The 22,094-nt window shown below is 63.8% G+C and carries 21 protein-coding genes and 1 tRNA gene; 4 read left to right on the top strand and 18 right to left on the bottom strand.

The annotated features are described in order from the left end of the window. Positions 1-39 precede the first annotated feature (39 nt). On the bottom strand, positions 40-1,011 hold the full coding sequence (locus KW845_RS00395) for a tripartite tricarboxylate transporter substrate binding protein (protein ID WP_218367221.1): 972 nt from the start codon (positions 1,009-1,011) through the stop codon (positions 40-42). A gap of 283 nt (positions 1,012-1,294) precedes the next feature. On the opposite strand from KW845_RS00395, the gene KW845_RS00390 reads away from it, so the two are divergent. After that, positions 1,295-2,311 carry a D-cysteine desulfhydrase family protein gene (locus KW845_RS00390; protein ID WP_218367220.1) on the top strand — a complete coding sequence of 339 codons (1,017 nt, stop codon included), beginning with the start codon at positions 1,295-1,297 and terminating at the stop codon, positions 2,309-2,311. A gap of 26 nt (positions 2,312-2,337) precedes the next feature. On the opposite strand, the gene KW845_RS00385 is transcribed toward KW845_RS00390, so the two are convergent. The 9 genes from KW845_RS00385 to hydA all read right to left on the bottom strand — a co-directional run bounded on the left by KW845_RS00385 (position 2,338) and on the right by hydA (position 13,436). After that, positions 2,338-3,249 (bottom strand): LysR family transcriptional regulator, encoded by a 912-nt coding sequence (locus KW845_RS00385; RefSeq protein ID WP_218367219.1) that lies wholly within the window; start codon positions 3,247-3,249, stop codon positions 2,338-2,340. 12 nt (positions 3,250-3,261) lie between these two features. Continuing rightward, the gene (locus KW845_RS00380; RefSeq protein WP_218367218.1) at positions 3,262-4,173 is read right to left on the bottom strand and encodes a LysR family transcriptional regulator; all 912 of its coding nucleotides are present in this window, start codon (positions 4,171-4,173) and stop codon (positions 3,262-3,264) included. Positions 4,174-4,189: 16 nt separating this feature from the next. Further along, positions 4,190-5,101 carry an SMP-30/gluconolactonase/LRE family protein gene (locus tag KW845_RS00375; RefSeq protein WP_218367217.1) on the bottom strand — a complete coding sequence of 304 codons (912 nt, stop codon included), beginning with the start codon at positions 5,099-5,101 and terminating at the stop codon, positions 4,190-4,192. A 244-nt stretch (positions 5,102-5,345) separates the two neighbouring features. Continuing rightward, positions 5,346-7,025: an ABC transporter ATP-binding protein gene (locus KW845_RS00370; RefSeq protein ID WP_370628156.1), complete on the bottom strand. Its 1,680-nt coding sequence runs from the start codon at positions 7,023-7,025 to the stop codon at positions 5,346-5,348. Next, on the bottom strand, positions 7,018-7,905 hold the full coding sequence (locus KW845_RS00365) for an ABC transporter permease (RefSeq protein ID WP_218367216.1): 888 nt from the start codon (positions 7,903-7,905) through the stop codon (positions 7,018-7,020). Before KW845_RS00365 ends, KW845_RS00370 begins: the two co-directional genes overlap by 8 nt. A 7-nt stretch (positions 7,906-7,912) precedes the next feature. Continuing rightward, positions 7,913-8,854: an ABC transporter permease gene (locus KW845_RS00360; RefSeq protein WP_218367215.1), complete on the bottom strand. Its 942-nt coding sequence runs from the start codon at positions 8,852-8,854 to the stop codon at positions 7,913-7,915. A 4-nt stretch (positions 8,855-8,858) separates the two neighbouring features. Then, the gene (locus tag KW845_RS00355; RefSeq protein ID WP_218367214.1) at positions 8,859-10,448 is read right to left on the bottom strand and encodes an ABC transporter substrate-binding protein; all 1,590 of its coding nucleotides are present in this window, start codon (positions 10,446-10,448) and stop codon (positions 8,859-8,861) included. A gap of 65 nt (positions 10,449-10,513) precedes the next feature. Then, positions 10,514-11,953 (bottom strand): amidohydrolase family protein, encoded by a 1,440-nt coding sequence (locus tag KW845_RS00350; RefSeq protein WP_218367213.1) that lies wholly within the window; start codon positions 11,951-11,953, stop codon positions 10,514-10,516. Between the two features lie 16 nt (positions 11,954-11,969). Next, positions 11,970-13,436 (bottom strand): dihydropyrimidinase, encoded by a 1,467-nt coding sequence (hydA, locus tag KW845_RS00345; RefSeq protein ID WP_218368556.1) that lies wholly within the window; start codon positions 13,434-13,436, stop codon positions 11,970-11,972. A gap of 239 nt (positions 13,437-13,675) precedes the next feature. Between hydA and KW845_RS00340 the strand changes: the two genes are divergently transcribed. Then, on the top strand, positions 13,676-14,356 hold the full coding sequence (locus tag KW845_RS00340) for a GntR family transcriptional regulator (protein ID WP_218367212.1): 681 nt from the start codon (positions 13,676-13,678) through the stop codon (positions 14,354-14,356). Between the two features lie 261 nt (positions 14,357-14,617). Here KW845_RS00340 and KW845_RS00335 read toward each other — a convergent pair. The 7 genes from KW845_RS00335 to KW845_RS00305 all read right to left on the bottom strand — a co-directional run bounded on the left by KW845_RS00335 (position 14,618) and on the right by KW845_RS00305 (position 19,619). After that, a tRNA-Lys gene (locus KW845_RS00335) sits at positions 14,618-14,693 on the bottom strand. Positions 14,694-14,869: 176 nt separating this feature from the next. Then, positions 14,870-15,679, bottom strand: coding sequence for an HpcH/HpaI aldolase/citrate lyase family protein (locus tag KW845_RS00330; RefSeq protein ID WP_218367211.1), 810 nt, complete (start codon positions 15,677-15,679; stop codon positions 14,870-14,872). Further along, positions 15,676-16,008, bottom strand: coding sequence for an NIPSNAP family protein (locus KW845_RS00325; RefSeq protein ID WP_255592257.1), 333 nt, complete (start codon positions 16,006-16,008; stop codon positions 15,676-15,678). Before KW845_RS00325 ends, KW845_RS00330 begins: the two co-directional genes overlap by 4 nt. A gap of 15 nt (positions 16,009-16,023) precedes the next feature. Next, positions 16,024-16,992 carry a 2-hydroxyacid dehydrogenase gene (locus KW845_RS00320; RefSeq protein WP_218367210.1) on the bottom strand — a complete coding sequence of 323 codons (969 nt, stop codon included), beginning with the start codon at positions 16,990-16,992 and terminating at the stop codon, positions 16,024-16,026. Further along, positions 16,989-17,933 (bottom strand): tripartite tricarboxylate transporter substrate binding protein, encoded by a 945-nt coding sequence (locus KW845_RS00315; RefSeq protein WP_218367209.1) that lies wholly within the window; start codon positions 17,931-17,933, stop codon positions 16,989-16,991. Before KW845_RS00315 ends, KW845_RS00320 begins: the two co-directional genes overlap by 4 nt. A gap of 18 nt (positions 17,934-17,951) precedes the next feature. Further along, complete coding sequence (locus KW845_RS00310) at positions 17,952-18,836, bottom strand: SMP-30/gluconolactonase/LRE family protein (protein WP_218367208.1); 885 nt, start codon at positions 18,834-18,836, stop codon at positions 17,952-17,954. Between the two features lie 30 nt (positions 18,837-18,866). Next, entirely contained in the window at positions 18,867-19,619 is a 753-nt protein-coding gene (locus tag KW845_RS00305; protein ID WP_218367207.1) for an RraA family protein, read from the bottom strand. Positions 19,620-19,820: 201 nt separating this feature from the next. Here KW845_RS00305 and KW845_RS00300 point away from each other — a divergent pair, with 201 nt between their 5' ends. Continuing rightward, positions 19,821-20,612, top strand: a complete 792-nt coding sequence (locus tag KW845_RS00300; RefSeq protein WP_218367206.1) for a helix-turn-helix domain-containing protein — start codon at positions 19,821-19,823, stop codon at positions 20,610-20,612. Between the two features lie 24 nt (positions 20,613-20,636). Here KW845_RS00300 and KW845_RS00295 read toward each other — a convergent pair whose 3' ends face one another. Continuing rightward, positions 20,637-21,377: a 3-oxoacyl-ACP reductase family protein gene (locus KW845_RS00295; RefSeq protein ID WP_218367205.1), complete on the bottom strand. Its 741-nt coding sequence runs from the start codon at positions 21,375-21,377 to the stop codon at positions 20,637-20,639. Positions 21,378-21,469: 92 nt separating this feature from the next. On the opposite strand from KW845_RS00295, the gene KW845_RS00290 reads away from it, so the two are divergent. Beyond that, positions 21,470-22,084, top strand: coding sequence for a TetR/AcrR family transcriptional regulator (locus KW845_RS00290; protein ID WP_218367204.1), 615 nt, complete (start codon positions 21,470-21,472; stop codon positions 22,082-22,084). Positions 22,085-22,094 lie beyond the last annotated feature (10 nt).

Genomic DNA, 22,094 nt, shown 5'->3' with positions numbered 1-22,094 from the left:
CCACTCCCATTTTCCCCCGGGAGTGGCGCTTCAAGTGCTTTACGTCGTCACATGCAGATCCGCCGCCCAATCCTTCGTCCTGCTGAACGAGGCGCGCATGTACTCCGCGGTTCTTTCGGGATCGAGCGGCGCCGAGATCGCGCCAAGCTGGTCGCGCAACTTCATCTGCACGTCCGGCATCTGGACCACTTCTCCTAGATGCCTGCTGAGTGCCTGGGCCTGCTCCTTATCCATCCCCTTCGGAGCAACGATGACAAAAAAGTCGTCGGCGGCCAAACCGGGCACTACCTCGTTCACTGCCGGCACATCAGGAAACAGCGGCGACCTCTGCTCATTGGATACCCCAAGGATCCTTACCTTGCCCGAATCCAGCGCTGCGCGGGTGCCCGCAAGGTTCTCGAACTTCGCGTCGACAAAACCGCCCATCATGTCCTGATTCGCGGGGGCCGATCCCTTGTAATGCACAATGATCACGTCGATGTTCGCTGCCTTGGCCAGATACGCGGCGGCCAGGTGGCTTGACGACCCCTGCCCCACGGTTCCGATCTTCACCTTTCCAGGATTGGCGCGGCAGTACTCGATAAATTCGCGTATGTCGGAAACTGGCAGGTTCTTGTTCGCCAGGAAAAGATAGGTGTTCACCGACAGCCTGGCCAACGGAGTGAAGTCGGCCACGGGATCCAGTTTCTGGATTTCCGGGTTCACGGCCGGCGCGGTTACGAGCATGGACGAACTCAGGTAAAGCACCCTGCCGTCCGGGGCCTGGCGTCGCACGTAGTTGCTCGCGATAAGGCCACTTGCGCCAGGGCGTGCTTCAACAATGACGGTCTCGTTCAGCTTCGCTCCAAGCTTGTCCGCGACGATACGAGCAATCGCATCGGCACCGCCTCCGGGGGGCCCTGGAATGACGATGCTGACCGGCCCCGAACTGGCCTGTACGCGTCCAAGAAAAGATCCCGCCACCAGGGCGCTACCGTAGGTCAACTTCAAAAAGCTGCGACGTGAAATCATGCGAATCCCCTTGGCCCCGTCATCGGGTAGCGCCAATATATCAGCGTCGCGACCGATTAAAAGTGAATTTTCCCAGCCGGTCATTATTCCAAAGCGGTATCGATTTCGCGTGTTTACCCCTACTGTCCATATCAAGCTGGAAAGCCGTTTGATCGCAATATCTCTCTTTCAAGAAAGGTCCTGGTCACCGACAATCCTGCCAGTTCCTGTCGGACCTTCGCCGGCCCTGATCTTTCCTTCAAGCCGTCAACATTAAGCAAGCAACCAGCGCGCTGAATTGCCCATGCCCTGTCTTTCGCACATCCCGGTTGCGCTCGTTGGAAACTACCCCACGCCTCTTGAAGAACTCCGGACCCTGTCCAAGATAATCAACGGCCCGCGCATCTGGGTGAAACGTGATGACCTGACCGGCGTCGCCATGGGAGGCTCGAAGACAAGGGCGCTCGGCACTCTGCTGGGGGACGCCTTGTCTGAAGGCGCCGACACCGTCATAACCTGCGGTCCAATCACATCGAACCATGTACGGCTGACCGCGGCTTGCGCGAATCGTCTCGGACTGGATGCCATCCTGGTCCTGAAACACCCCGACAAGCAACGGCCAGAAGAGCATGAGCACCAAGGCAACATGCTTCTGAATCGTGTGCTCGGCGCGCGCATTGAATACGTCGCCACGGAATCTCTGTCGGACCTCGAGCCAGCCATGCAACACATCGCGGCAACGCTGGTTGCCCAAGGAAAGAAGCCTTATGTCATCCCTGGAGGTGGCTACTCGCCAATCGGGGCGCTTGGCTATCTTGGACTCGTTGGCGAACTCGCGCGGCAATCTTCCCAACAGGGCTTCAACATCGACGCAATCGTATGCGCATCGGGCTCGGGATGTATTCAAAGCGGCCTGGTCCTGGGTAACGCCTTCCATCGCACCGCGTACCCGGTCATCGGCATCACGATCAATCGCAGTGCCGACGAACTGGCCGTCCGGATTACTCGCGACGTAGAACGTGCTGCAAGACTGGCCGGCATCGAGCTGCGCGTCCAGCCCACCGACGTCTGTATCCTGGATAACTACAAAGGAGACGGATATGCCGTTCCATCAAAGGCCGGCATGGCTGCCATCAAGCTGCTGGCCGCGGAAGAGGGTTTGCTACTGGACCCTTGCTATACCGGTAAAGCGATGGCCGGCGTGATGGATCTGGCGAAGACCCGGTTCATTGCCGGGCAGAATATTGTGTTCATCCATACTGGCGGGTCTCCTGGCATATTCAGTTATTCCAGGCACCTGTCCGGCCCTGGACAGCAATGACGGGCCGCCCTTCCTGCCAACGACATTTACCTCTGCATCCTTGCGCGGACGTGCCGGGTGAAGGTGCTGCATTCCCGTGCGACTTCCGATACGCGATAGCCGAGGGTGGCGTTCGAGTTCTTCAGAAAGCAGCATGAGTAGCTTACCGATGGCGCCGGCGTAGACGTTTTCACCAACTCAAGGGTTCCCGTCCGGACTTCATTCTTGAACAGTGCGATTGGCAGGCAGCTGATTCCGACCCCTGCCGAAATGAGCCCCGCGAGGGCCTTCACGTTGTTTCCACCGTAGATCCGTTCCGGCGATGCGCCAACGCTTTCCCACAGGCGGCTGCAGGCGGCGGTAATGACCGAGTTTTCCGATTGCTCGATGACGGGCTGCGTCATGAGTTCCTGCAAAGAATGCACTGACCCGGGCGCGAATACCCCAGGTGCGGCAAACCACCCGAACTGCACTTCCCCGACCCCGACTTTCACCATGGTGTCCGACCCCATGACGTCAGGCACAATGGAAAAATCCAGCCGCCCTTCCTCTACCTTGTCTTGCAAGAGCAACGACAGGTCGATTTCCGGCTGGACAGTAATGAACGGGTACATGCGCTTCATACGCCTGAGGAAATCAGCGAACCACGTCAGCGCGACCATCTCGGTAAGCCCGACGCGCAGCAACCTGACCGGTTGATGCTCCTGGCTCTTCAGTTCGTCAAAGGTTTTCAGTAATTCGAACAAGGTGCGGCACTCTGCCTCCAGCTCCCTTCCGAATTGGGTCAGCCGGCTATTGCGGCCCTTTCCTTCGAACAAAGGCCTGGCAGCGGCCGCCTGCACCTCTTGCATCCGCTTCGTCACGGCGGATTGCGTGATATGCAGTTTCTCTGCCGCCCGGCTCAGCGTGCCAAGACGGGCTACCCAGTAGTAGGCCTGCAGTTGCTTGATGGTCAGCATGAAGAAGCGGCGCTAGGTTGGCCTGGACTGCGGAATCATTGCCCGATCAAAGTCACAATTTCTTCGGACGAGTTCCGCAACGCTGCGGTGAAACGCCGAAAGCGCATCAGCGCGAACCAGAAAAATGTAGGCCATCTTTGGCGCCCCGGGTGGAATCCTGATCTCGCGCAGCAAGCCAGCGCCAACGGCATCCGCGGCGATCGCCCGCGGCAGGCTTGCTATCCCCAACCCCGCCACGCAGATTCCTGTCAGGGCAGCAAGGCTGTCGCTCTGGATCGTGTTGGCCAGCTTCACGCCTTTGTCGACAAGCCAGGATTCGATCTGGTTGCCAGCCCCACCGGGGGTTCCTTGAATCAACAAGGTCTCCCGCTCGAACTCTGACAGTTTCAAAGATTGAGGCAGCGCGAGCGCCGACGCGCAAAACCAGCCGAAGGTTGCCGATCCCACCGGAATACGCGCCATATTCGTCGAGCGCGTGAAGTCCAGGACGATGGCCATATCAAGCTGGCCATCTTGCATCTGCGCGTACAAGCGTGGCGACGAATCTACCTTGAGGTCCAATCGCAACCGCGGATACCTGATCTTCAAGTCGGCAACGAACGACCCCAACCATGTGATGGCCGCGAGTTCTGTCACGCCCAATCGCAATGTCGAGGCCATGAGTTCGGGATTGGCGAACCGCTCCATCAGGTTCGACCGCTGCCGCAGCAGCGCGCGCGCCTGGCGCAGCACTTCGTGTCCCTCGATCGTGAGATAGGCAGAACGATGCGCGCGGTTGAACAGCGGATGCTTGAAGCCTTCTTCAAATTCGCCTATCAGCCGGGAAATGGCCGACTGCGAGGTATCCAGGCTGCGGGCTGCCTTCTCGAATGATCCCATGTCGACGACGGCAACAAAGGCTTCCAGTTCTCGAAAGGTTGTCATCTTGGTTGCTACCCGTCTACCTGTGCGAGAACGTGCGCTCTCCGGCGACTGCCAGGCTTGCCCGGAATATTTGTCCGCTTGCCGATTCAGTAATGAACAAGTCCTTGTTCTGAGGGCCACCGTACGCGATGTTCGTCGACATGGCCCCCGCCGGCGTGTTGATCCGGTACAGAGGCTCTCCCCGCTCGCTGAACACCCAGGCAGCGCCCATTCCGGCGTGTGCAACCGTCAATCCGCCGGCAACATTCAGCGCCAGGCCATCCGGCCCGATGCCTCCGGATAGTTGCAGGAAGGTGCCCACCTTGACCGCGCGCCCCTTCACGATGGGAACGCGCCAGACTGCGTTGGCACGCGTGGCGGCAAGGTACAGCGCGCTCTCTTGCAAATCCATCACCAGGCCGTTCGGACTTGGAACGTTGGAAAGCAGGCAATCAATGCGGCCGTCCGGCGTGAGTCTGAATAGTCGCCCGGTTGCGTCATGCAAACCTGTAAGGCCCTGGTCTGTAAAGAACAGGTCGCCGTTGGAAGCAAAGAACAGATCATTGACAGCCTTGAAGCGTTCCATGCCTGCCCGTACCAGGTACGGCTTCACGGCCGTTGATCCGGGCTCATGCACCATGATCCCGTTCTTGTAGTCAGCGATGAAGACAAGGCCATCGTTACGGATTTTCAAGCCGTTGGGCCAGCCATCGTATTCGACGACGACAGAGAAAGCTCCGTCCGGACAGACGTTCAGCAACCGGCCATTGACCACGTCCACACACCACAGGATGCCATCTCGGTCAAATGATGGCCCCTCCAGGAAATGGGACGAGGCGAGCCCTGCCGGCTGCCCCTGATTCCATTCACTCTGGTGCGTCCCGGTTCTTAACTCGTCGGGATAACGCGCAAAAACCTCGGCAGTGACAACCTGCGGCGCAGCAAACATGCAACCTCCGTTCAAGGATCACGCAGGAGCGCGACGTGGACGGCATCCGATACGCGGCTCCGGCTCGGCTCGTGCCGGGATTTTGCGCCTGCCCATCAGTCGGGAAAGAGATATTTTTCGATAGTTAAGCATTCCTTAAGTGGATGCTAGTACAGGGGTTTCCCTAGGCGGGCGATATCGCTGGCCAAGATCCAGGTGCCGGCGGCGCGCTGCACGCGCGACATGGCGCAAGGCCAACGCGAGACTAATGCGAATGCGCGGGAATCGGCGACAGGTCGGCTCCGTGCGTGCGCTGGCTCAGCGGACGGAAGTTCTGGAAATCCCAATGACGTCCCGGGGCAGCGTCAATCAATTGGCGGGTGTATTCGTTGCACGGCGTGGTCAGGACTTGGGCCGCATCCCCCGCTTCCACGATCCGGCCTTTTCTCATGACCACGAGGGTGTCGCAGATTTGCGCTGCGACGCGCAGGTCGTGTGTGATGAACAGAACCGCAGTTTCGGTGCGCTGGCGAACGTCTTCAATCAAGTCCAGTACCTGTGCCTGTACGGAGACGTCCAAGGCGGAAACTGCCTCGTCGGCAATGAGCACCTCCGGATTCAGGGCCAAGGCACGCGCGATGCAGATGCGCTGTCGCTGCCCACCGGAGAACTGGTGGGGATAACGCTCCATTGCATCGGCCGGCAGGCTCACGACTTGCAGCAATTCAATAGCGCGCTGCCGTGCCTGGTGCCGGGACACGCCATAGTTGAGCATGCCCTCGATGATCGAGTCGCCGACGCGGATGCGTGCATTGAGCGACCGGTAGGGGTCCTGGAACACGACCTGAACTTTCCGCCGCAATGGCCGGAAGGCGTGTCGCGATGCCGTAGCAATATCGCGGCCGTCGAGCTTGACCGTACCGGCGCTCGGGTCGATTAAGCGGGCGATGCACCGTGCGACTGTGGACTTTCCCGAGCCGGATTCACCGACGATGCCTACGATCTCTTTTCTGCGCAGCGTGAAACTGACGTCGGCAGCGGCATGGACCTGCCGGGATGGTTTGAAAAGTGGCCGTTGCGCGTACGTCTTGGACAGTTTCGACACTTCCAGCACAGCGGTGCCCTCTACCTTGGCGCGGGCGGTGGGCGCCAGGCTCGGGACCGAGGATACCAGCATGCGCGTATAGGTTTCGCGCGGCTGCGCCAGGATATCATCGCGGCTGCCCACTTCGACAATACGGCCGCGGTTCATGACGGCGATGCGGTCGGCGATCTCGGCCACCACGCCGAAATCGTGCGTGATGAAGAGCACGGCCGTCTGGTGTGCCTGCTGCAGCTCCCGGATCAGCGCGAGGATCTGCTTCTGGGTGGTGACGTCCAACGCAGTGGTGGGCTCGTCTGCGATCAACAGGCGTGGATTGAGGATGAGCGCCATGCAGATGACGATACGCTGTCGCTGGCCGCCAGACAGTTGATGCGGGTAAGAGCCGTAGATGCGCTCGGCGTCGGGCAGGTGCACCGATTCCAGCATCGCCAGGATGCGGCGCTTGCGCTCGGCGGACGGCAGGTCGCTGTGGGTGCGCAGCACTTCGTCGATCTGCCAGCCGACCGTGCGTACCGGATTCAAGGCAGTCATGGGTTCCTGAAAGACCATGGACATTCGGGTGGCGCGCAAGGCGCGCAAACGGTCCGGCGTGGCGCGCAGCAGGTCTTCGCCTTCCAGCAGGATCTGGCCGGCGCTGGGTTGCAGCGCGTCGGGCGACAGCAAGCCCATGACGGAAAAAGACGTGACGGACTTGCCCGAACCGGATTCACCCACGACGCACAGCGTCTGGCCGGCATGGATGTCGAGGCTGATGTCCTGGACCACCTGGTGCGTGCCGCCGGTGAGCTGCACGCTCAGGTTGCGGATGCTGAGGACGAGAGGGGCAGCGGTATTAGACACGGCGGGCCATCTTGGGATCGAGGGCGTCGCGCATGGCGTCGCCCAATAGGTTCACGCTGAGCACCGTCAGCGCCAGGAAGACACCGGGCACCAGGATAAGCTCCGGTTTCATGCGGAAGTACATGCGGCCTTCGGCGATGACGTTGCCCCAGGACGGGATCTCTGGCGGCATGCCGACGCCCAGGAAGCTCATCACGGCTTCGGCGAGAATGGCCGAGGCGAAGATGAATGTGCCCTGCACGATAAGTGGAGGAACCGTGTTGGGCAGCAGATGGCGCACCATCAGGCGCGGCGTGGGGGTGCCCAGCGAGATGGCTGCCTCGACATAGGGTTCGTCGCGCAGGCCCAGCACCAGCCCTCGCACCAGCCGCACCACGCGCGGGAATTCCGGAACGGCGATGGCGATCAGCACGGTGAAAATGTTGGCACCCGTGACGGCCACCAAGGCAATGGCCAGCAGGATGCCGGGAACGGACATGATCCCGTCCATGATCCGCATGATGACCATGTCCGCATAGCGGAAGTAGCCGGCGATCACGCCCAGGATCAAGCCGGGAATCAGGGCCGCGATGGCAGTGCCGACGCCGATCAGCAAGGACACCCGCGCGCCGTGGATGACGCGCGACAGCACGTCGCGGCCGTAGGCGTCGGTGCCAAACCAGTGCGCGGCCGAAAAGCCTTTCAGCCGTTCCATGGGGTTGATGGCCATGGGATCGGCCAGTCCGAGCAGGTTGGCGGCCAGGGCGGTCAGGATAATCAGTCCAAGAAAGCCAGCGGCGAACAGCACCGGGCCGGACCCCAATGCGCGGCGCAAGGTCAGGAAGCGGCCTGGCCCGGCCGCGGCCGCCGGCAACGCGGCGGATTGAGCGGTGGTGGTCATGCGAGCCTCAATAGCGGATGCGGGGATCGAATATGGAATACAACACGTCGATCGCTAGGTTGATGCCGATGTACAGCAGCGAGAACAGCAGGATAAGGCCCTGGATCAGCGGATAGTCGCGCGCCAGCACGGACTCCACCACCAGACGCCCCAGGCCGGGCAGGTTGAAGACGGATTCCGTCACGACCACGCCGCTGATCAAGAGCGCTATGCTGATCCCGATGATGGTGATGATGGGCACGGCGGCGTTGCGCAGGGCGTGGGATACGAGCACCGCGCCTTCGGTGATCCCCTTGGCACGAGCCGTCCGGATGTAGTCCTCGTTCATGGTTTCCAGGATGCTGCTGCGGGCAATGCGCGCAATCAGCGCAATGAACCCGGTGCTGAGCGCGAGCGTCGGCAGGGCCAGGTGCGTGGCGAACTCGAGCACGCCCGCCGACAAGGGCTTGTAGCCTTGAACAGGAAACCAGCCCAACTGCATGGCGAAGAGCAGGATCAGCGCGTAGCCGGTGACGAAGATGGGCACCGAGAAGCCCATGACCGACAGGGCCATGATGGCGCGATCGACGCGGCTGCCACGCCGCCAGGCCGCGTAGGCGCCCAATGGCACGGCGACCAGCGTCGAAAACACGATGGTGCACAAAGCCAGCGCCAGCGAAGGGCCGATGCGATTGCCGATCATGGACGTGACCGGCGTGCCGGAATGCAAGGACACACCCAGGTCGCCGCGCAGTACCTGGCCGGCCCAAATGCCGAACTGCGCTGTGATGGAGCGGTCCAGGCCCATGTGCTGGCGCAGTTGCTGCAACTGCACCTCGGTGGCCGAATCGCCGGCCAGGATCAGCGCCGGGTCGCCGGGGCTGAGCCGCAGCAGGCCGAAGACCAGCACCGCCACAGTCAGCACCACGGGCACCGTGGCCAGTATCCGTTTAAGCAGATAGCCGAGCATGCGCTTACTTTTCGGACTTGGCGATGTTCCAGAACACCGGAGCGGGTGACTCCAGCACGCCAGTCAGCGTCTTGCGGTAAGCGGCGGCAGTCGCGATCTGGCCCAGCGGGATGGCCACGCCTTCATCCAGCATCACGTCCTGCAGCTTGTCGGCGATCTGTTTGCGTTCCTGGTCGTCGCGAGTCACCAGGAACTTGTCGCGCAGGCTTTCGACCTGTGGGATATCGGGCCAGCCGAACCAGGCTTTCTCTCCGTTGGCCGACACGCCATAGTTACGCAGCGGATCCAGGATCTCGCTCATGTGCCAGGTCGTCACGAATATGCTCCAGCCGCCCTTGGCCGGGACATCGCGGTTCGCGCGACGCGACAGCATGGTCATGAAGTCCATGGCCTGCAGCTGGACGTTGAAGCCGGCTTGCCGCAGTTGCTGAGCCATCACGACTGGGATGGCCGAAGCCATGGCGATGTCGGTGGCGTGCAGGATCACCACCGGCGAGTTGTCGTAATTCGCTTCCTTCAGCAGTGCCTTGGCCTTTTCGATGTTCGACGGAACAATCATGTCCGCACGGATGTCGCTGGCGTAGGGCAGGCCGCAGCCGAATACGGCGCCGCAGGTCTTGTAGTAGGTGGGATCGCCGACCTGAGCCTTGAGGATGTCATCCTGGCCGATGGCATACATGGCAGCCTGGCGCACCAGCTTGTTATCAAACGGCTTTTGCGTTTGGTTGAAGCGGTACATCGGTTGATAGCCCATCTTGTCCAGGACGCGCAGCTCCACATCGGGCGAACTCTGCACCATCGGGGCTAGATCGAAGGGGACGGTTTCCAGATAATCGATTTCGCCTTCCAGCAATGCGTTCACCGCGGTCATCGGATCGGGCAGGGTCAGCCATTCGATACGATCAACCTTGACAACCTTGCCGCCCGACGTGGCACTGGGGGGCTCGTTGCGCGGTACATAGTCGGTATTTTTCTCATAGACCGTCTTCACGCCGGGCTGGAACTCTGCCTGCACGAACTTGAACGGGCCGGAACCGGTATAGTCGGTGATGGCCTGCGCGGCGGGTGTTTCGGCCACGCGCTTGGGCATGATGAAGCTGGGCAGGCCGCTAGGCTTGGCCAGTGCGGTGAGCACATCGGCGGGCGTTTTCAGGATGATGGTGAAGGTCTTGTCATCCACCGCGTTCATCGATTCCACCAGGGGCATCAACTGCCGGCCCATCTTGTCCTGCTGCGCCCACCGCTTGATGGATGCAACACAATCCTCGGCCTTGACCGGCGCGCCATCGTGCCACCTCAAGCCCTCGCGCAGCGTGAAAGTGTAAGCCTTGCCGTCGGCCGAGATCTCCCATTTGTCGGCCATTTGCGGACGAATCTTGTTGTCTGCATCGGTTGCCAGCAGAGTGTCGTAGATCATGTAGGCATGGTTGCGCGTCTGATGCGACGCGGTCAACACCGGATCCAGGACGGACAGCTTGCTTGCCATCACGACGGTGAGCTTGTCGGCGAGGGCCGGGGTGCTGGCGGCGGCGGCCAGCGTGGCGGCCAGGCCGACCCGGGCGAGCCAGGACTTCGTGAAGTGCTGCAGTTGCATGGTGGATTCCCCTTTGGGCCGGCGATCGCCGGCCTCGTTTCGTTGCAGAGCGTGGGTGATGTTATTTAGGCCATGTCAAAAGACAGTGGCGACATTTCCTGGGCGCTACGGTGGCCGACCAGGTCGCGCTCGGGCACCAGGGCCTCGGCGCGGCGTTGGGCCTCGTCGACTTCGGCTGCTGCAGACCGGTAATCGAGCGAAGCGACTTCGCCCTGGTGCACTACCCGACGGCCATCGATGTAGACCGTGTGCACGGCCCGATCTGCCGCGGCGTACACCAGGCTGCGCATCGGGTCGCGCGACGGGCGCATCAAGTGGTGTGTCATGTCCACCAGCACGATGTCGGCGCGAGCGCCGACCGCGATCCGGCCAATGTCGGTGCGGCCCAGGGCATGGGCGCCGCCCGCCGTCGCGGCGTGGAATACGTCGCCCGTCGTGGTGGCGCGGGGCGTCTGGGCCATCAGCCGCGCCAGATAGCCGACATGGCGCATTTCCTCGATCATGTTGTGGGGGTAGGTATCGGTGCCAATTCCTAGATTGATGCCCGCGCGGCGATAGCGGCCGAAGTCGCGCAGCGCCATGCCGCGGCGCATGAATACCGTGGGGCAGTGGGCCACGCTGGCGCCAGTTTCCGCCAGGATCGACAAGTCGGTTGCCGTGCTCCAGTGCGTGTTGGGATGGTCGTCGACGAAGATGCCGTGGCCGACGATGCTGGCACGGTCCAGCACGCCCAGGCTGTGCAGCCATTGCACCGGGGTCAGCCCATGGCGGCGGGTAATTTCATGGAACTCCGGCAGCGACTGCGCAGCATGGGTCTGCCAGCCGATTTTCCGGCGGCGCGCTTCGGCGTGGCTGTCGCGCAGCAGGTCGGCCGTGCAGGTGTCGATCTGGGCGGGACAGAGCATGCCCTGCAACCGTCCCGATTCATGTTTCTGGGCAAGGTCGATAAGTTCCAATGCGCGCTCCAGGCCGTCGTAGCCGGCCTTTTCATTCCAGTCATACTCGACCAAATGACCGTTCCGCGTAAACCAGCGAGCCGAGCGGAACATCGGCGCGACGTAGGCACGCAGGCCGCTTTTGGCCAGGATGTCGAGCCAGTGCTGGTGGACGATGGACATGTCGACCACTGTCGTCACACCCGACATGAGCAGTTCGGCGCAGGCGAGCGTCAGCTGATGGGGCGCGGCCTCGGCATCGCCGTCCATGGTGGGCATGTATTCATACAGATTGGAGTTGTACAAACCAGCCGAGCCGGTTTCGTCGGTGTAGCCTTTGTTGATCGGCTCATGGATCAGGTGGCTGTGGATGTCCACCAGGCCTGGCATTACCATCATGCCGCGACCGTCGACGATCTCGCAGTCGGGGCCAGCAGTGAAGCCCGCGCCGACATGAACGATCTGGCCATCGCGGAAAGCAACGTCGGTATTACGCATATAGACATGGCGCTGGCGAGAATCGTCCCAGGCAACGACGGTGTTCGCGTTTTGGATCAGGGTGGCAGTCACGTTCGAAACTCCAGGTTCAGGATTCAAGGGCGGCTTGCAGCCAGGAACGGCGGCCTGGCGCGCGGGCACCTATGGGAAACAGAGTGGGCAAGCCACGCGCCAGGAACTGTCCGCCACCCGGCGTTCCGGTAAACGCCTGGCCGTCCCAGATGACCTGACCGCGCAGCAGCGTGAGGCCAGGCCAGGCGCGCAAGTGCCGGCCGGCATAGGGCGTGTAGTCGACGGCGTGGTGAAGATGCGCGTTGTCCAGCACGAAGTCGCGCTCTTGCCAGACGACCAGATCGGCGTCGGCGCCGATGGCCAGCGTTCCTTTGCGCGGGTGCAAGCCGTACGCGCGGGCCGGGCCGGTGGCTGTCAGCTCGACGAATTTATTCAGGCTGATGCGCCCTGTCAGCACGCCTTCGGAATAGAGCAACGGCATGCGGGTTTCAATGCCGGGAATGCCATTGGGAATGTGGCGGAAGGCCACTTCTTTGCCCGCAGGCAGCTTGCCATCCTCGCCCTGCAGGTTGAAGGGCGAGTGATCCGAAGAGAACACCTGGAAGAGGCCATCGGCCAGGCCCTGCCAAATCTGCTGTTGGGAAGCGCGGTCGCGCGGCGGCGGGCTGCACACGCAGCGTGCGCCGTGATAGCTGTCATCGATGCCGAGGTCCTCCGCGGTCAGGAACAGGTATTGCGGACAGGTCTCGGCGTTGATATTCAGGCCCTGGGCGCGGGCCGCGCGGATCTGATCGACCGCTTCGCCGCCGGAGATATGCACCAGCAGGATGGGCACATCCACCAGTTCTGCCAACGTGATGGCGCGGTGTGCGCCTTCGCGCTCGACCATGCCCGGGCGCGACAACGCATGAAAGCGCGGCGCGACTCGGCCGGCTGCTTCCAGGCGCTCGGTCAGCCAGGCGATGCAGTCGGCGTTTTCGGCGTGGATCATGGGCATGCCGCCGTAGCGGCGCGCGGCGTCGAGCACGTCCAGGATCTGCCGGTCCGAGAGCTTCAGGCTCTCGTAGGTCATGTAGAGCTTGAATGAGGTGTAGCCTGCCGCGATGAGGCGGGGCAGCTCTTCCTCGAGCACGGTCGATGTCGGGTCTGTAAGGATGAGATGAAAGCCGTAGTCGACGCAGGCCTTGTCCGAGGCGCGCCGATGATAGTCATCGACCGCGGCCTGCAGCGTGCCACCTTGGCGTTGCGCCGCAAACGGAATCACCGTGGTCGTCCCGCCGCAGGCCGCCGACCGGGTACCGGTCAGAAAATCATCGGCCAACCGGACGGGCGGCGCCATGGGCTGGTCCAGATGGCAATGAGCATCGACACCCCCTGGCGTCACCACCCGTCCGCCTACGTCGATGTCGCGCTCGCCGGCCGGCAATTCCTTTCCGATCTGGGCGATGCGGCCATCACGGATAGCGAGATCAGCGTGGTACGTGTCGCTTGCTGTTGCCAATACGGCGTTGCGCAAAACTAGATCGAAAGCCGCTGACGTCATCTGCATGCCCCTGGTGCTGCGTGACAAATCCTCTCGGAAGAGGTTGAACCCTGGGGCTATTCTAGGGCTGATAACAGAATTGCCTACATTAGTGTTAACCCGAAATAAAACAAAATTAATGAAAAATATCTACAATTGCCACGCCAATTGAGCACTCGCCCCACATCGGGCAAATGGGCGAGGCCGAAGCCTGCGAAAATGCATCCGTTCTTATGTCAGCGACCCCTCAAAAGAGACCCATGACTTCAGAAAAACGCGAAATCACTGTCAACGAGATCCACGAACGCGTGTATTCGGCGGTGCTCGACAACCGGCTCAAGCCCGGGACCAAATTGGTAGAAGAGCGTCTCGCTGAAATTTTTGCTGTCAGCCGTCCCCGCATCCGCGAAGTGCTTGCACGCTTGGCGCACGAACAGATGGTTGAGCTGATCCCCCAACGCGGGGCATTCGTGGCCAAGCCCACGATTGAGAAGGCCAGAGATGTTTTCGAGGCTCGCCGCGTGGTCGAGCCTGCCGTAGTGCGCCGGTTGACAGCAAACCTTACGCCCGAAAAACTGCAGCGACTACGCGAACACGAAATCCTTGAGCATGCGGCCCGCGAACGCAACGACAAGCGCGCGATCATTCGGCTGGCAGGTGAGTTCCATATTGTCCTGAGTGAGCTGGCGGGCAACCTGGAACTCGCACGCATGATGCGCGAGCTGTCGACGCAAAGCTGCCTGGTGATCTTCCTCTACAACCTGCCCACGGCGACCAGTTGTCGCCACGATGAACACTCGCTCATCATCGACGCCATTGAAGCGGGCGATGCAAAGCGCGCCGAAGCATTGACGCTCCAGCACCTGACGCACATTGAGGAAAGCTGCACACTAGAGCCGCCAGAGGAAATCGTGGACTTGGAAGACGTCTTCAAGAATTGAGGCGCATGCGTTGCGCAGACACGGGACGATATTGCCGAGTGACCGGGGACGGTTCGCTGGCGGGCAACGCCCCGGGCAGGATGGTTCTCAAAGAGATCGGTGGCCGGGAAACCATTGAGATGGTCCAGCGATACGCGCATCTGGCGTCAAGCCGCATTGCAACCCACGCCGGAACCGTCGAGTTTTGGTCAAAGCCCAACGCAGAATGACAAACGCCACCCGAGGGGTGGCGTTTTAATTGCTTGTACTGCCTGGAAATTCTGGTGGGCTGTGAGTGGCTCGAACACTCGACCTACGGATTAAGAGTCCGCTGCTCTACCAACTGAGCTAACAGCCCGCGCCTGCTGCGAAACGCCGGGTAAAGGCAGCCCCGCCGCGGGGAAGAACGAGATTATACATGGTTTTTTCCACCCCACCACCCGCCCGAACCGGCCTGCCGCCGCCCTGGGGACAAGGCTGTGGATAAGCCCGTGAATACGCCGTGCATAACCCCGTGCACAAGCCGTGGACAACTTACTGGCTTTCGGCACTGGGCGGGCATCGGGCGCGAATGGCTGCTACCTTGGCCTGCGCACCCGCCAGCAAGAACCCGGTATCGGTGCCCGCCGACACGTAGCGGACCCCGGCCGCGATCACCTCGCCCAGCAGGTCGATCTGCCCGGCCAAGCCCCCTGCCCCGACTATCTTGCCGTGGCGCCGGCACGCGGCGATGACAGTATCGAAGGCGGCCCGCATCTGCGCCTGGCCTGGCTGGCCCAGGTCGGCGGCCAGATCCCCGGCGCCCACCAGCAGCATGTCTATGCCGTCGACGGCGGCGATCTCGTCGGCGTGCCGCAAGCCCTGGCGGCTTTCGATCATGGCGACCACCAGGGTGGCTTCGTTCAACAGGCGCTGCGATTCGGCCTGGGGCAGCTGGCGATACGCCAGTTGCGGCAGGGTGGTGGACACCGACCGATGCCCCTGCGGCGGATACTTCGCCAGCGCCACGGCGGCACGGGCGGCTTGCGCGTCGTCGACGTGCGGCACGATGACGCCCATGGCGCCGCCATCGAGCGCGCGTGAGATCCAGGCTGCGCTGGCCTCGGGCACGCGCAGCAAGGGCGTGACGCCCGATGTCTGGCTGGCAATGCAAAGCGCGCTGGCGGTATCCAGCGACAGCGAGCTGTGCTCCAGGTCGATATACAGCGCATCGAAGCCGCTGCTGCGGGCGATCAGCGCGATCTCGGGGCCGCGCGCGCTGCGCACGATCAGCGATACCGCCACCTGGCCGTCCGCCAGCTTTTCTTTCAGCGCATTGCGCAGCGGCAGCGTGTCGTGGCTCATGCGCGTTGCTGCCAGGGGCGCGGCGAGAACGACGCGGGGCGCAAGATCTTCACCTCTTGCGCGGTGAACGCACCGCGGTTGCCCAGCTTGAAAGCGATCCAGGCCGGATCGGCATCCAGGCTGGCGCGGCGCCGTTCGCGGTCGGCCAGGCTGTCGTAGGCCCACATGTGCAGCACCTGGTTCAAGGTACCGATCTCGCTGACGAAGACGCCCACCAAGGGCCCCAGGTGGCGCACCAGTACGGGCAGCGCCTGCTGCTCGAAACGCGCCAGGTAGTCTTCCAGTGTGCCGTGCGGCACGGTATAGGTGCGGTGTTCGATGATCATCATGAGGCAGGCAAATCGTCAGGCGAGCGGTGTCAGTACCTTGCCGGTGGCGAAGAAAGCGGCCAGGTTGTCCAGCACCAGTTGTTCCATGGCATGGCGGGTCTCGCGCGTAGAGGCGGCCAGGTGCGGCAGGGTCACCACGCGGTCGCTGCCCAGCAGGCCGGCCGGCACATGCGGCTCGTTGGCGTATACGTCCAGCCCGGCGCCCGCGATGCGGCCGGCCTGGATGGCGGCCACCAGCGCATCTTCATCCACCACGCTGCCGCGCGCGATATTGATCAGGTAGCCCTCGGGCCCCAGCGCATCCAGCACACTGGCCGACACCAGGTGGCGGGTCTGCGGGCCGCCAGGGCAGGCCAGCACCAGGAAATCGGCCCAGCGCGCCAGCGCGGCCAGGTCGCCTTCGAACTCGTAGGGCAGGCCGGCGCGCGCGCTGCGTCCGTGATAGCGCACCGCCATGTCGAAACCGCCGGCACGGCGGGCGATGGCCTGGCCGATACGGCCCAGGCCGACAATGCCGACGCGCTTGCCGCTGACCCGGGTAGCCAGCGGGAACGGGCCTTGCAGCCACGCCCCGCCTTGTACATGGCGATTGGCGGCCACCAGTTGGCGCGCGCAAGCCAGCATCAGGCCCAGCGCGGTATCGGCCACGCACTCGGTCAACACATCGGGGGTGGTACTGACCTGCACCCCATGCCGGCGCGCGGCCGCCAGGTCGATGCCGTCATAGCCCACGCCGAAGCAGGCCACCACCCCGGGGCGCGGCGCGGCCGCCAGGCATTCGATCACCGCCGCCGGACACCCGTGGCGCGACATCATGATGGCGCCATCGAAAGCACCGCGCCGCGCGGCCAGGAACTGCGCGGGCTCGGCTTCGGTCCACAGCGGTTCCAGCGCATACCGGCTTGCGGCGCGGCGCTGCAGGTCGGGCGGCAGCGCCCCCAGTTGCAGCAGCCGGCGAGCGGGCACGGGTGCGGTGCCGCTCATTTTGCGCTCAACCCGGTTTCACGCAGGAACGGCACCCAGCGAGCGAACTCGGCATCCAGTTTCTTGCGAAAATCGGCCGTGCCCATGGGCCCGCGCAACCCCGCCTCGGACAGCCGCTGGGCGATGGCCGGCGAGTGGATGGCGGCCAGGAACGCTTGCTCGAGCTTCTGCTTGGCGGCTTCCGGCGTGCCGGCCGGCACCATGGCGCTGTACCAGTTGCTCATCAGCAATTGCGGGTAGCCGGCTTCGACCGCATCGGGCACATCGGGCAGTTCGACGGAACGCTTGGTGTCGTAGATCACCAGCGCCTTGACCCGGCCGCTTTTTACGTAGGGCTGCAGCACCGGCACGTCGGCGTTGACCATATCGACCTCGCCCCCCATCAGCGCGGTGATCGCGGGGGCCGCGCCGCGATACGGCACATGCAACGCATGGATGCCGGCGGCACGGTTCAGCAATTCGCCGCCTATGTGCATGGTGCCGCCCACCCCTGTCGAGCCGAACGACAGCGGCTGGCCTGATTTCGCCAGCTTGACCAGCTCGGCCAGGCTGTTCACGCCCAGCGTGGGCCGCACCACCAGCAGGGTCTGCACCTGGCCCACCAGCGCGATGGGCTCCAGGTCTTTGTGCGGGTCATACGGCAGGTTGGCGGTGGTTTGCGACGAGATCACGAACCCCGAAGTCGCCATCAACACGGTACGGCCATCGGGCGGGGATTTAGCCACGTAATTGGTGCCGACGGTGCCGCCCGCGCCGCCCCGGTTCTCGACCACGACCGTGGCGCCCAGTGCGGCTTCCAGCCCGGGGGCCAGGATGCGCGCCACCTGGTCCACCGGGCCGCCCGCCGAGAACGGCACCACCAGTCGCACGACATCGTTCGCACCGCCAGGGGCGGCCGCCAGCATGCCGGCCAATGCCAGCAGCAAAGACAGGATACGCATGATTCTCTCCTTGGGAGTTCAGCCCGCGAAGCGCGGTTCAGCCAGGCCCCGCACGCCCACGTCCAGGGCCAGCAGCGCGCCGGCCCAGGGTTCGGCGGCCAGGCGTTCGGGCGGAATGCGTTGCGAGTGGCTGGTGATGTACAGCGTGTCCAGGTCCGGGCCGCCAAAGGCGGGACAGGTGGGATTGGTGACCGGCAGCGGGATGACGCGGTCGACGCTGCCGTCGGGTGCCAGCCGCACCAGTTCGCCGCTGGCCACCATGCAGTTCCACAAATAGCCTTCGCGATCCACCGTCGAGCCGTCGGGACGGCCGTGGTGGTGAGTCCAGTCCTTGAAGACGCGGCGGTTCGAGATGGCGCCGTCATCCAGGTCGAAATCGAAGGCCCAGATCAATTGCCGATGCGTATCGGCGAAATACATGGTGCGGTCGTCGGGGCTCCAGGCAATCGAGTTCGGCACCACGATCTCGTTGAACTGCGCGTGGCAGGTATGGTCGGCGTCGAACCGGTACAGGGTGCCTTCCGGCAGGCGCTGGGCATCGCGCATGCTGCCCACCCAGAAACGGCCGCGACGGTCGCACTTGCCGTCGTTCAGGCGGTTGGCGGGCTTGTCGGCTTCGGGGTTGGCCAGGAATGACGGCGGCTGCGGCACGTCGGGGTCGTACCCGTACAGGCCGGTGTTGGTGGCCAGCAGGAAACCGCCCGCCTCGCGCAGCGCGATCGATCCCACCAACATGCCCTCGGGCATGCGGCGCGCCCGGTGCCGGCCGGTGGCGGGGTCGTACGACTGCAACGCACTGCGCCGCACATCGATCCACCACAATCGCCGGGTGCGGTCGCACCACAGGGGCACTTCGCCCAGGATGTCGGCTGCGCCGACTACGCATTCAATACTTGTCTCCATGGCTCCCTCTTTGAGGAACGTTTATCGTGACTACTTGTACTTGGTGCTGGCCAGCGTCTGCAGATCGACGCCGGCGGCGATGTCGCGCTGTTGCCGGTGGTCGCCGGCCTGGATGCGTTCCATTTCCTGTAGTACGGATTGCGCCTGCGCGTAGGGGATGAAGGCCACGCCGCATTCATCGGCCAGCACCAGGTCGCCCGCTTCGACCGATACGCCGGCAATGCGCACCCGCCCGTTGATCTCGGCGGTTTGCAGGCGCCATTTGCCGGTGATGGGCGTGATGCCGCGCGACCAGATGGGAAAGCCCAGCCCGCGCGATACGCGCGGATCGCGGAAACCGCCGTCGACGATGGCGCCCGCGCACCCTGCCCGATGGGCCACGGTGGCCGACTGGCCACCCAGGTTGGACACGTCGGCCAGGCCCTCGATGACGACCACATTGCCGGGCTCGGCCAGGTTGTAGGCCTCGTGCTCGCCCATGCGGCTCTTGCCTTCCTGGGCGGCGGCGCCGACGGCATCGGGCCGTTCGGTATTGCGCACCGTGACGGCCTGGCCCACCAGGCGGGCTGCCGGCAATTGCGGCGCCAGTTCCGAAGCGGGCACCACACCGGCCAGGCCCAGCTTGTCCATGGCGTCGGAAGCGGTGGCGGTCAGGTCATCGATGCTCGCATAGCGTTGCAGCACCTCGGCAGGCAACGCCGGAAAATCGCGACGGCGCACGGCTTGCGGCGGCACGCGGCCGGTTAGCGGCTTCTGCTGTCGGGGCGCGGCGGGATCAACCATGGCGATCGGAACCTTGCAGCGGGACCACCCCGCGCTGGATCGAACGATATCCCGTCATTTTGGTAAAGTCAATATTCTCGTATTTTGGGATTTTTTTATAACTAACGAGATCCCGCGTCCCCGCGCATCCTGTCCGCGGCGCTTATCATGTGGGGCGCCGCTTGCTCGCTTCTACCGATTCACCCTGTTCGGACCGCTTCCGTGACCGCCAAGGAAAACGCTTCAACCAGCCTGGGCAAGGCTTTCGAAATCCTGGACCTGTTCTCGCTCGACAGGCCCATTCTGCGTATTGAAGAAATCTCTGCGCTGCTGGGCTACACCCGCTCTACGGCCTACCGGTACTTGAAAGCCCTGTGCGACGCCGGGCTGCTGGCGCCGTCATCGGGCGGCACGTATGCGCTGGGGCCGCGCATCATCGAGCTCGAGCACTTGCTGCAATTGACCGACCCGCTCTACCTGGCGGGCCGCAAAGTGCTGCGCACACTGCACGCCGAGAACCGGGTGCTGCTGCTGCACAACCTGTACCGCGACCGCGTGCTGTGCATCTACAAAGAAGGCCCGGACACGCTAAGCCACAAAGGCCGCCGCATCGTGGTGCGGCGCGCGCGCGGGGTGCCGTTTCCGTTGTTCCAGGGCGCGGCCTCGCTGGCGCTGCTGGCCTACCTGGCGCCGCATCGCGTGCGCCAGGCCTACCTGCGCAACGGCCCGGCCATTGCCGCGGCCGACCTGGGCGATTCGTGGGAAGCATTCCGCAAGAACCTGACGGCCATCCGGCGGCGCGGCTATGCCATCAGCCGCGAACGCATCACGCCCAACCTGGGCGGCGTGGCCGTGCCCATCCTGCTGCCCGCCGACAAGCGGGTGGTGGGCAGCCTGGCGCAGACCCTGCCATCGGAATCGATGACCGATCAGGTCATCGAAGACAGCGCGCAGCGGCTATGGGCAGCCAGCGAGCAGATCGCCGCCGAATACGTGCGCGCCAGCGAAGGCTAGGGCCCCTTCGCCGGGCGCCCGCGCTTATGCGCTGAACCCGCCGTCTACCGAGATCTCGGCGCCGGTCACGTAGCCGGCCGCCGGGCTGGCCAGGTAGGCCACCATGCCGGCAATGTCGTCCACATGCCCGTAATGCTGTAGCGCCAGCAGTGCCGCGCTTTCGGCCGCGCCCTCGCGGTGGGCCGGGTTCATGTCCGTATCGATGGGCCCCGGATGCACGACATTGACCGTGATGCCGCGTGGCCCCAGGTCGCGCGCCGCGCCCTTGGTCAGGCCCACCAGCGCCGCCTTGCTGGCAGCGTATACCGCCAGGCCCGCCTCGCCCGTGCGGCCGGCCAGGCAGCTACCGATGTTGATGATGCGGCCGCCCTTTTGCAAGTGCGGCAGGGCCGCCTGGGTGGCCGCGAACACCGCACCTACGTTGACGTCCATGGTGCGCTGGAAATCGGCATGCGCCAGCGTGTCCAGGCCGCCCGCGATGAATATGCCGGCGTTGTTGACCAGGATGTCCAACCCGCCCAGCTCGCGCGCGGCCTGCTCTACGGCGGCGCGCACTTGCGCCGGGTCGGCCGCATCGGCCGCGTACGCGTGGGCACGCCGGCCCGTGCCGCGCAATTCTTGCGCCAAGGCCTGCGCGCGGTCAGGCGAACTGACGTAGGTGATGGCCACATCGGCCCCCTGGGCGGCCAGGTGGCGCGCGATGGCCGCGCCTATGCCACGGCTGGCGCCGGTAACGAAAGCGATCTTGCCGGTCAAGTCTGACATGATGAACCCATATTTGTAGTGATCGATAAAAATATCATCGCGCTATTGCGGTCAGCCGTCAAGCTCGGCGCCTCGGCGAGTAGAATTCCAGCATGACAGAACGAGGACGCCCCCGCTCATTCGACCGCGATACTGCCTTGCGCCAAGCCATGGATCTGTTCTGGGAACGAGGCTATGAAGGCACCTCGCTGGCCGAGCTGACGGCCGCGATGGGCATCAACGCCCCCAGCCTGTACAGCGCTTTCGGTTCCAAGGCGCAGTTGTTCCGCGAGGCCGTGGCCTGGTACGGCAGCCACGAAGGCGCCTGCACGCATGACGAATTGCTGCGCGCGCCCACCGTCCGGGCCGGTATCGAAAACATGCTGCTGGCCGCGGCCCGCAGCGGCACGCAGCCGGGCAGGCCCCGTGGGTGCCTGATCGTGCTGGGCGCACCCGCGGGCCCCGACGAGCATGCCCCGGTGCGCAAGATGCTGTGCGACAGCCGGCGCCACACACAGGCGCTGATCCTTCAGCGGCTGCGCGACGCCGTACGCCACGGCGAGCTGCCTGCGAAAACGGATCTGCCGGCCTTGGCCGGCTACTACGCCACCGTGCTGCACGGCATGGCGATCCAGGCGCGCGATGGCGTCTCGCGCAAGGCGCTGCAGCAAGCCGCCCGGCTGGCCATGCACGCCTGGGATGCCCTGGCCGGCCGCACGCCCCCCTGACTGCCGGCGC

Source organism: Bordetella sp. BOR01 (genome assembly GCF_019218885.1).
Classification (GTDB): domain Bacteria; phylum Pseudomonadota; class Gammaproteobacteria; order Burkholderiales; family Burkholderiaceae_B; genus Bordetella_A.
This window is presented reverse-complemented; position numbering and strand designations above follow the sequence as displayed.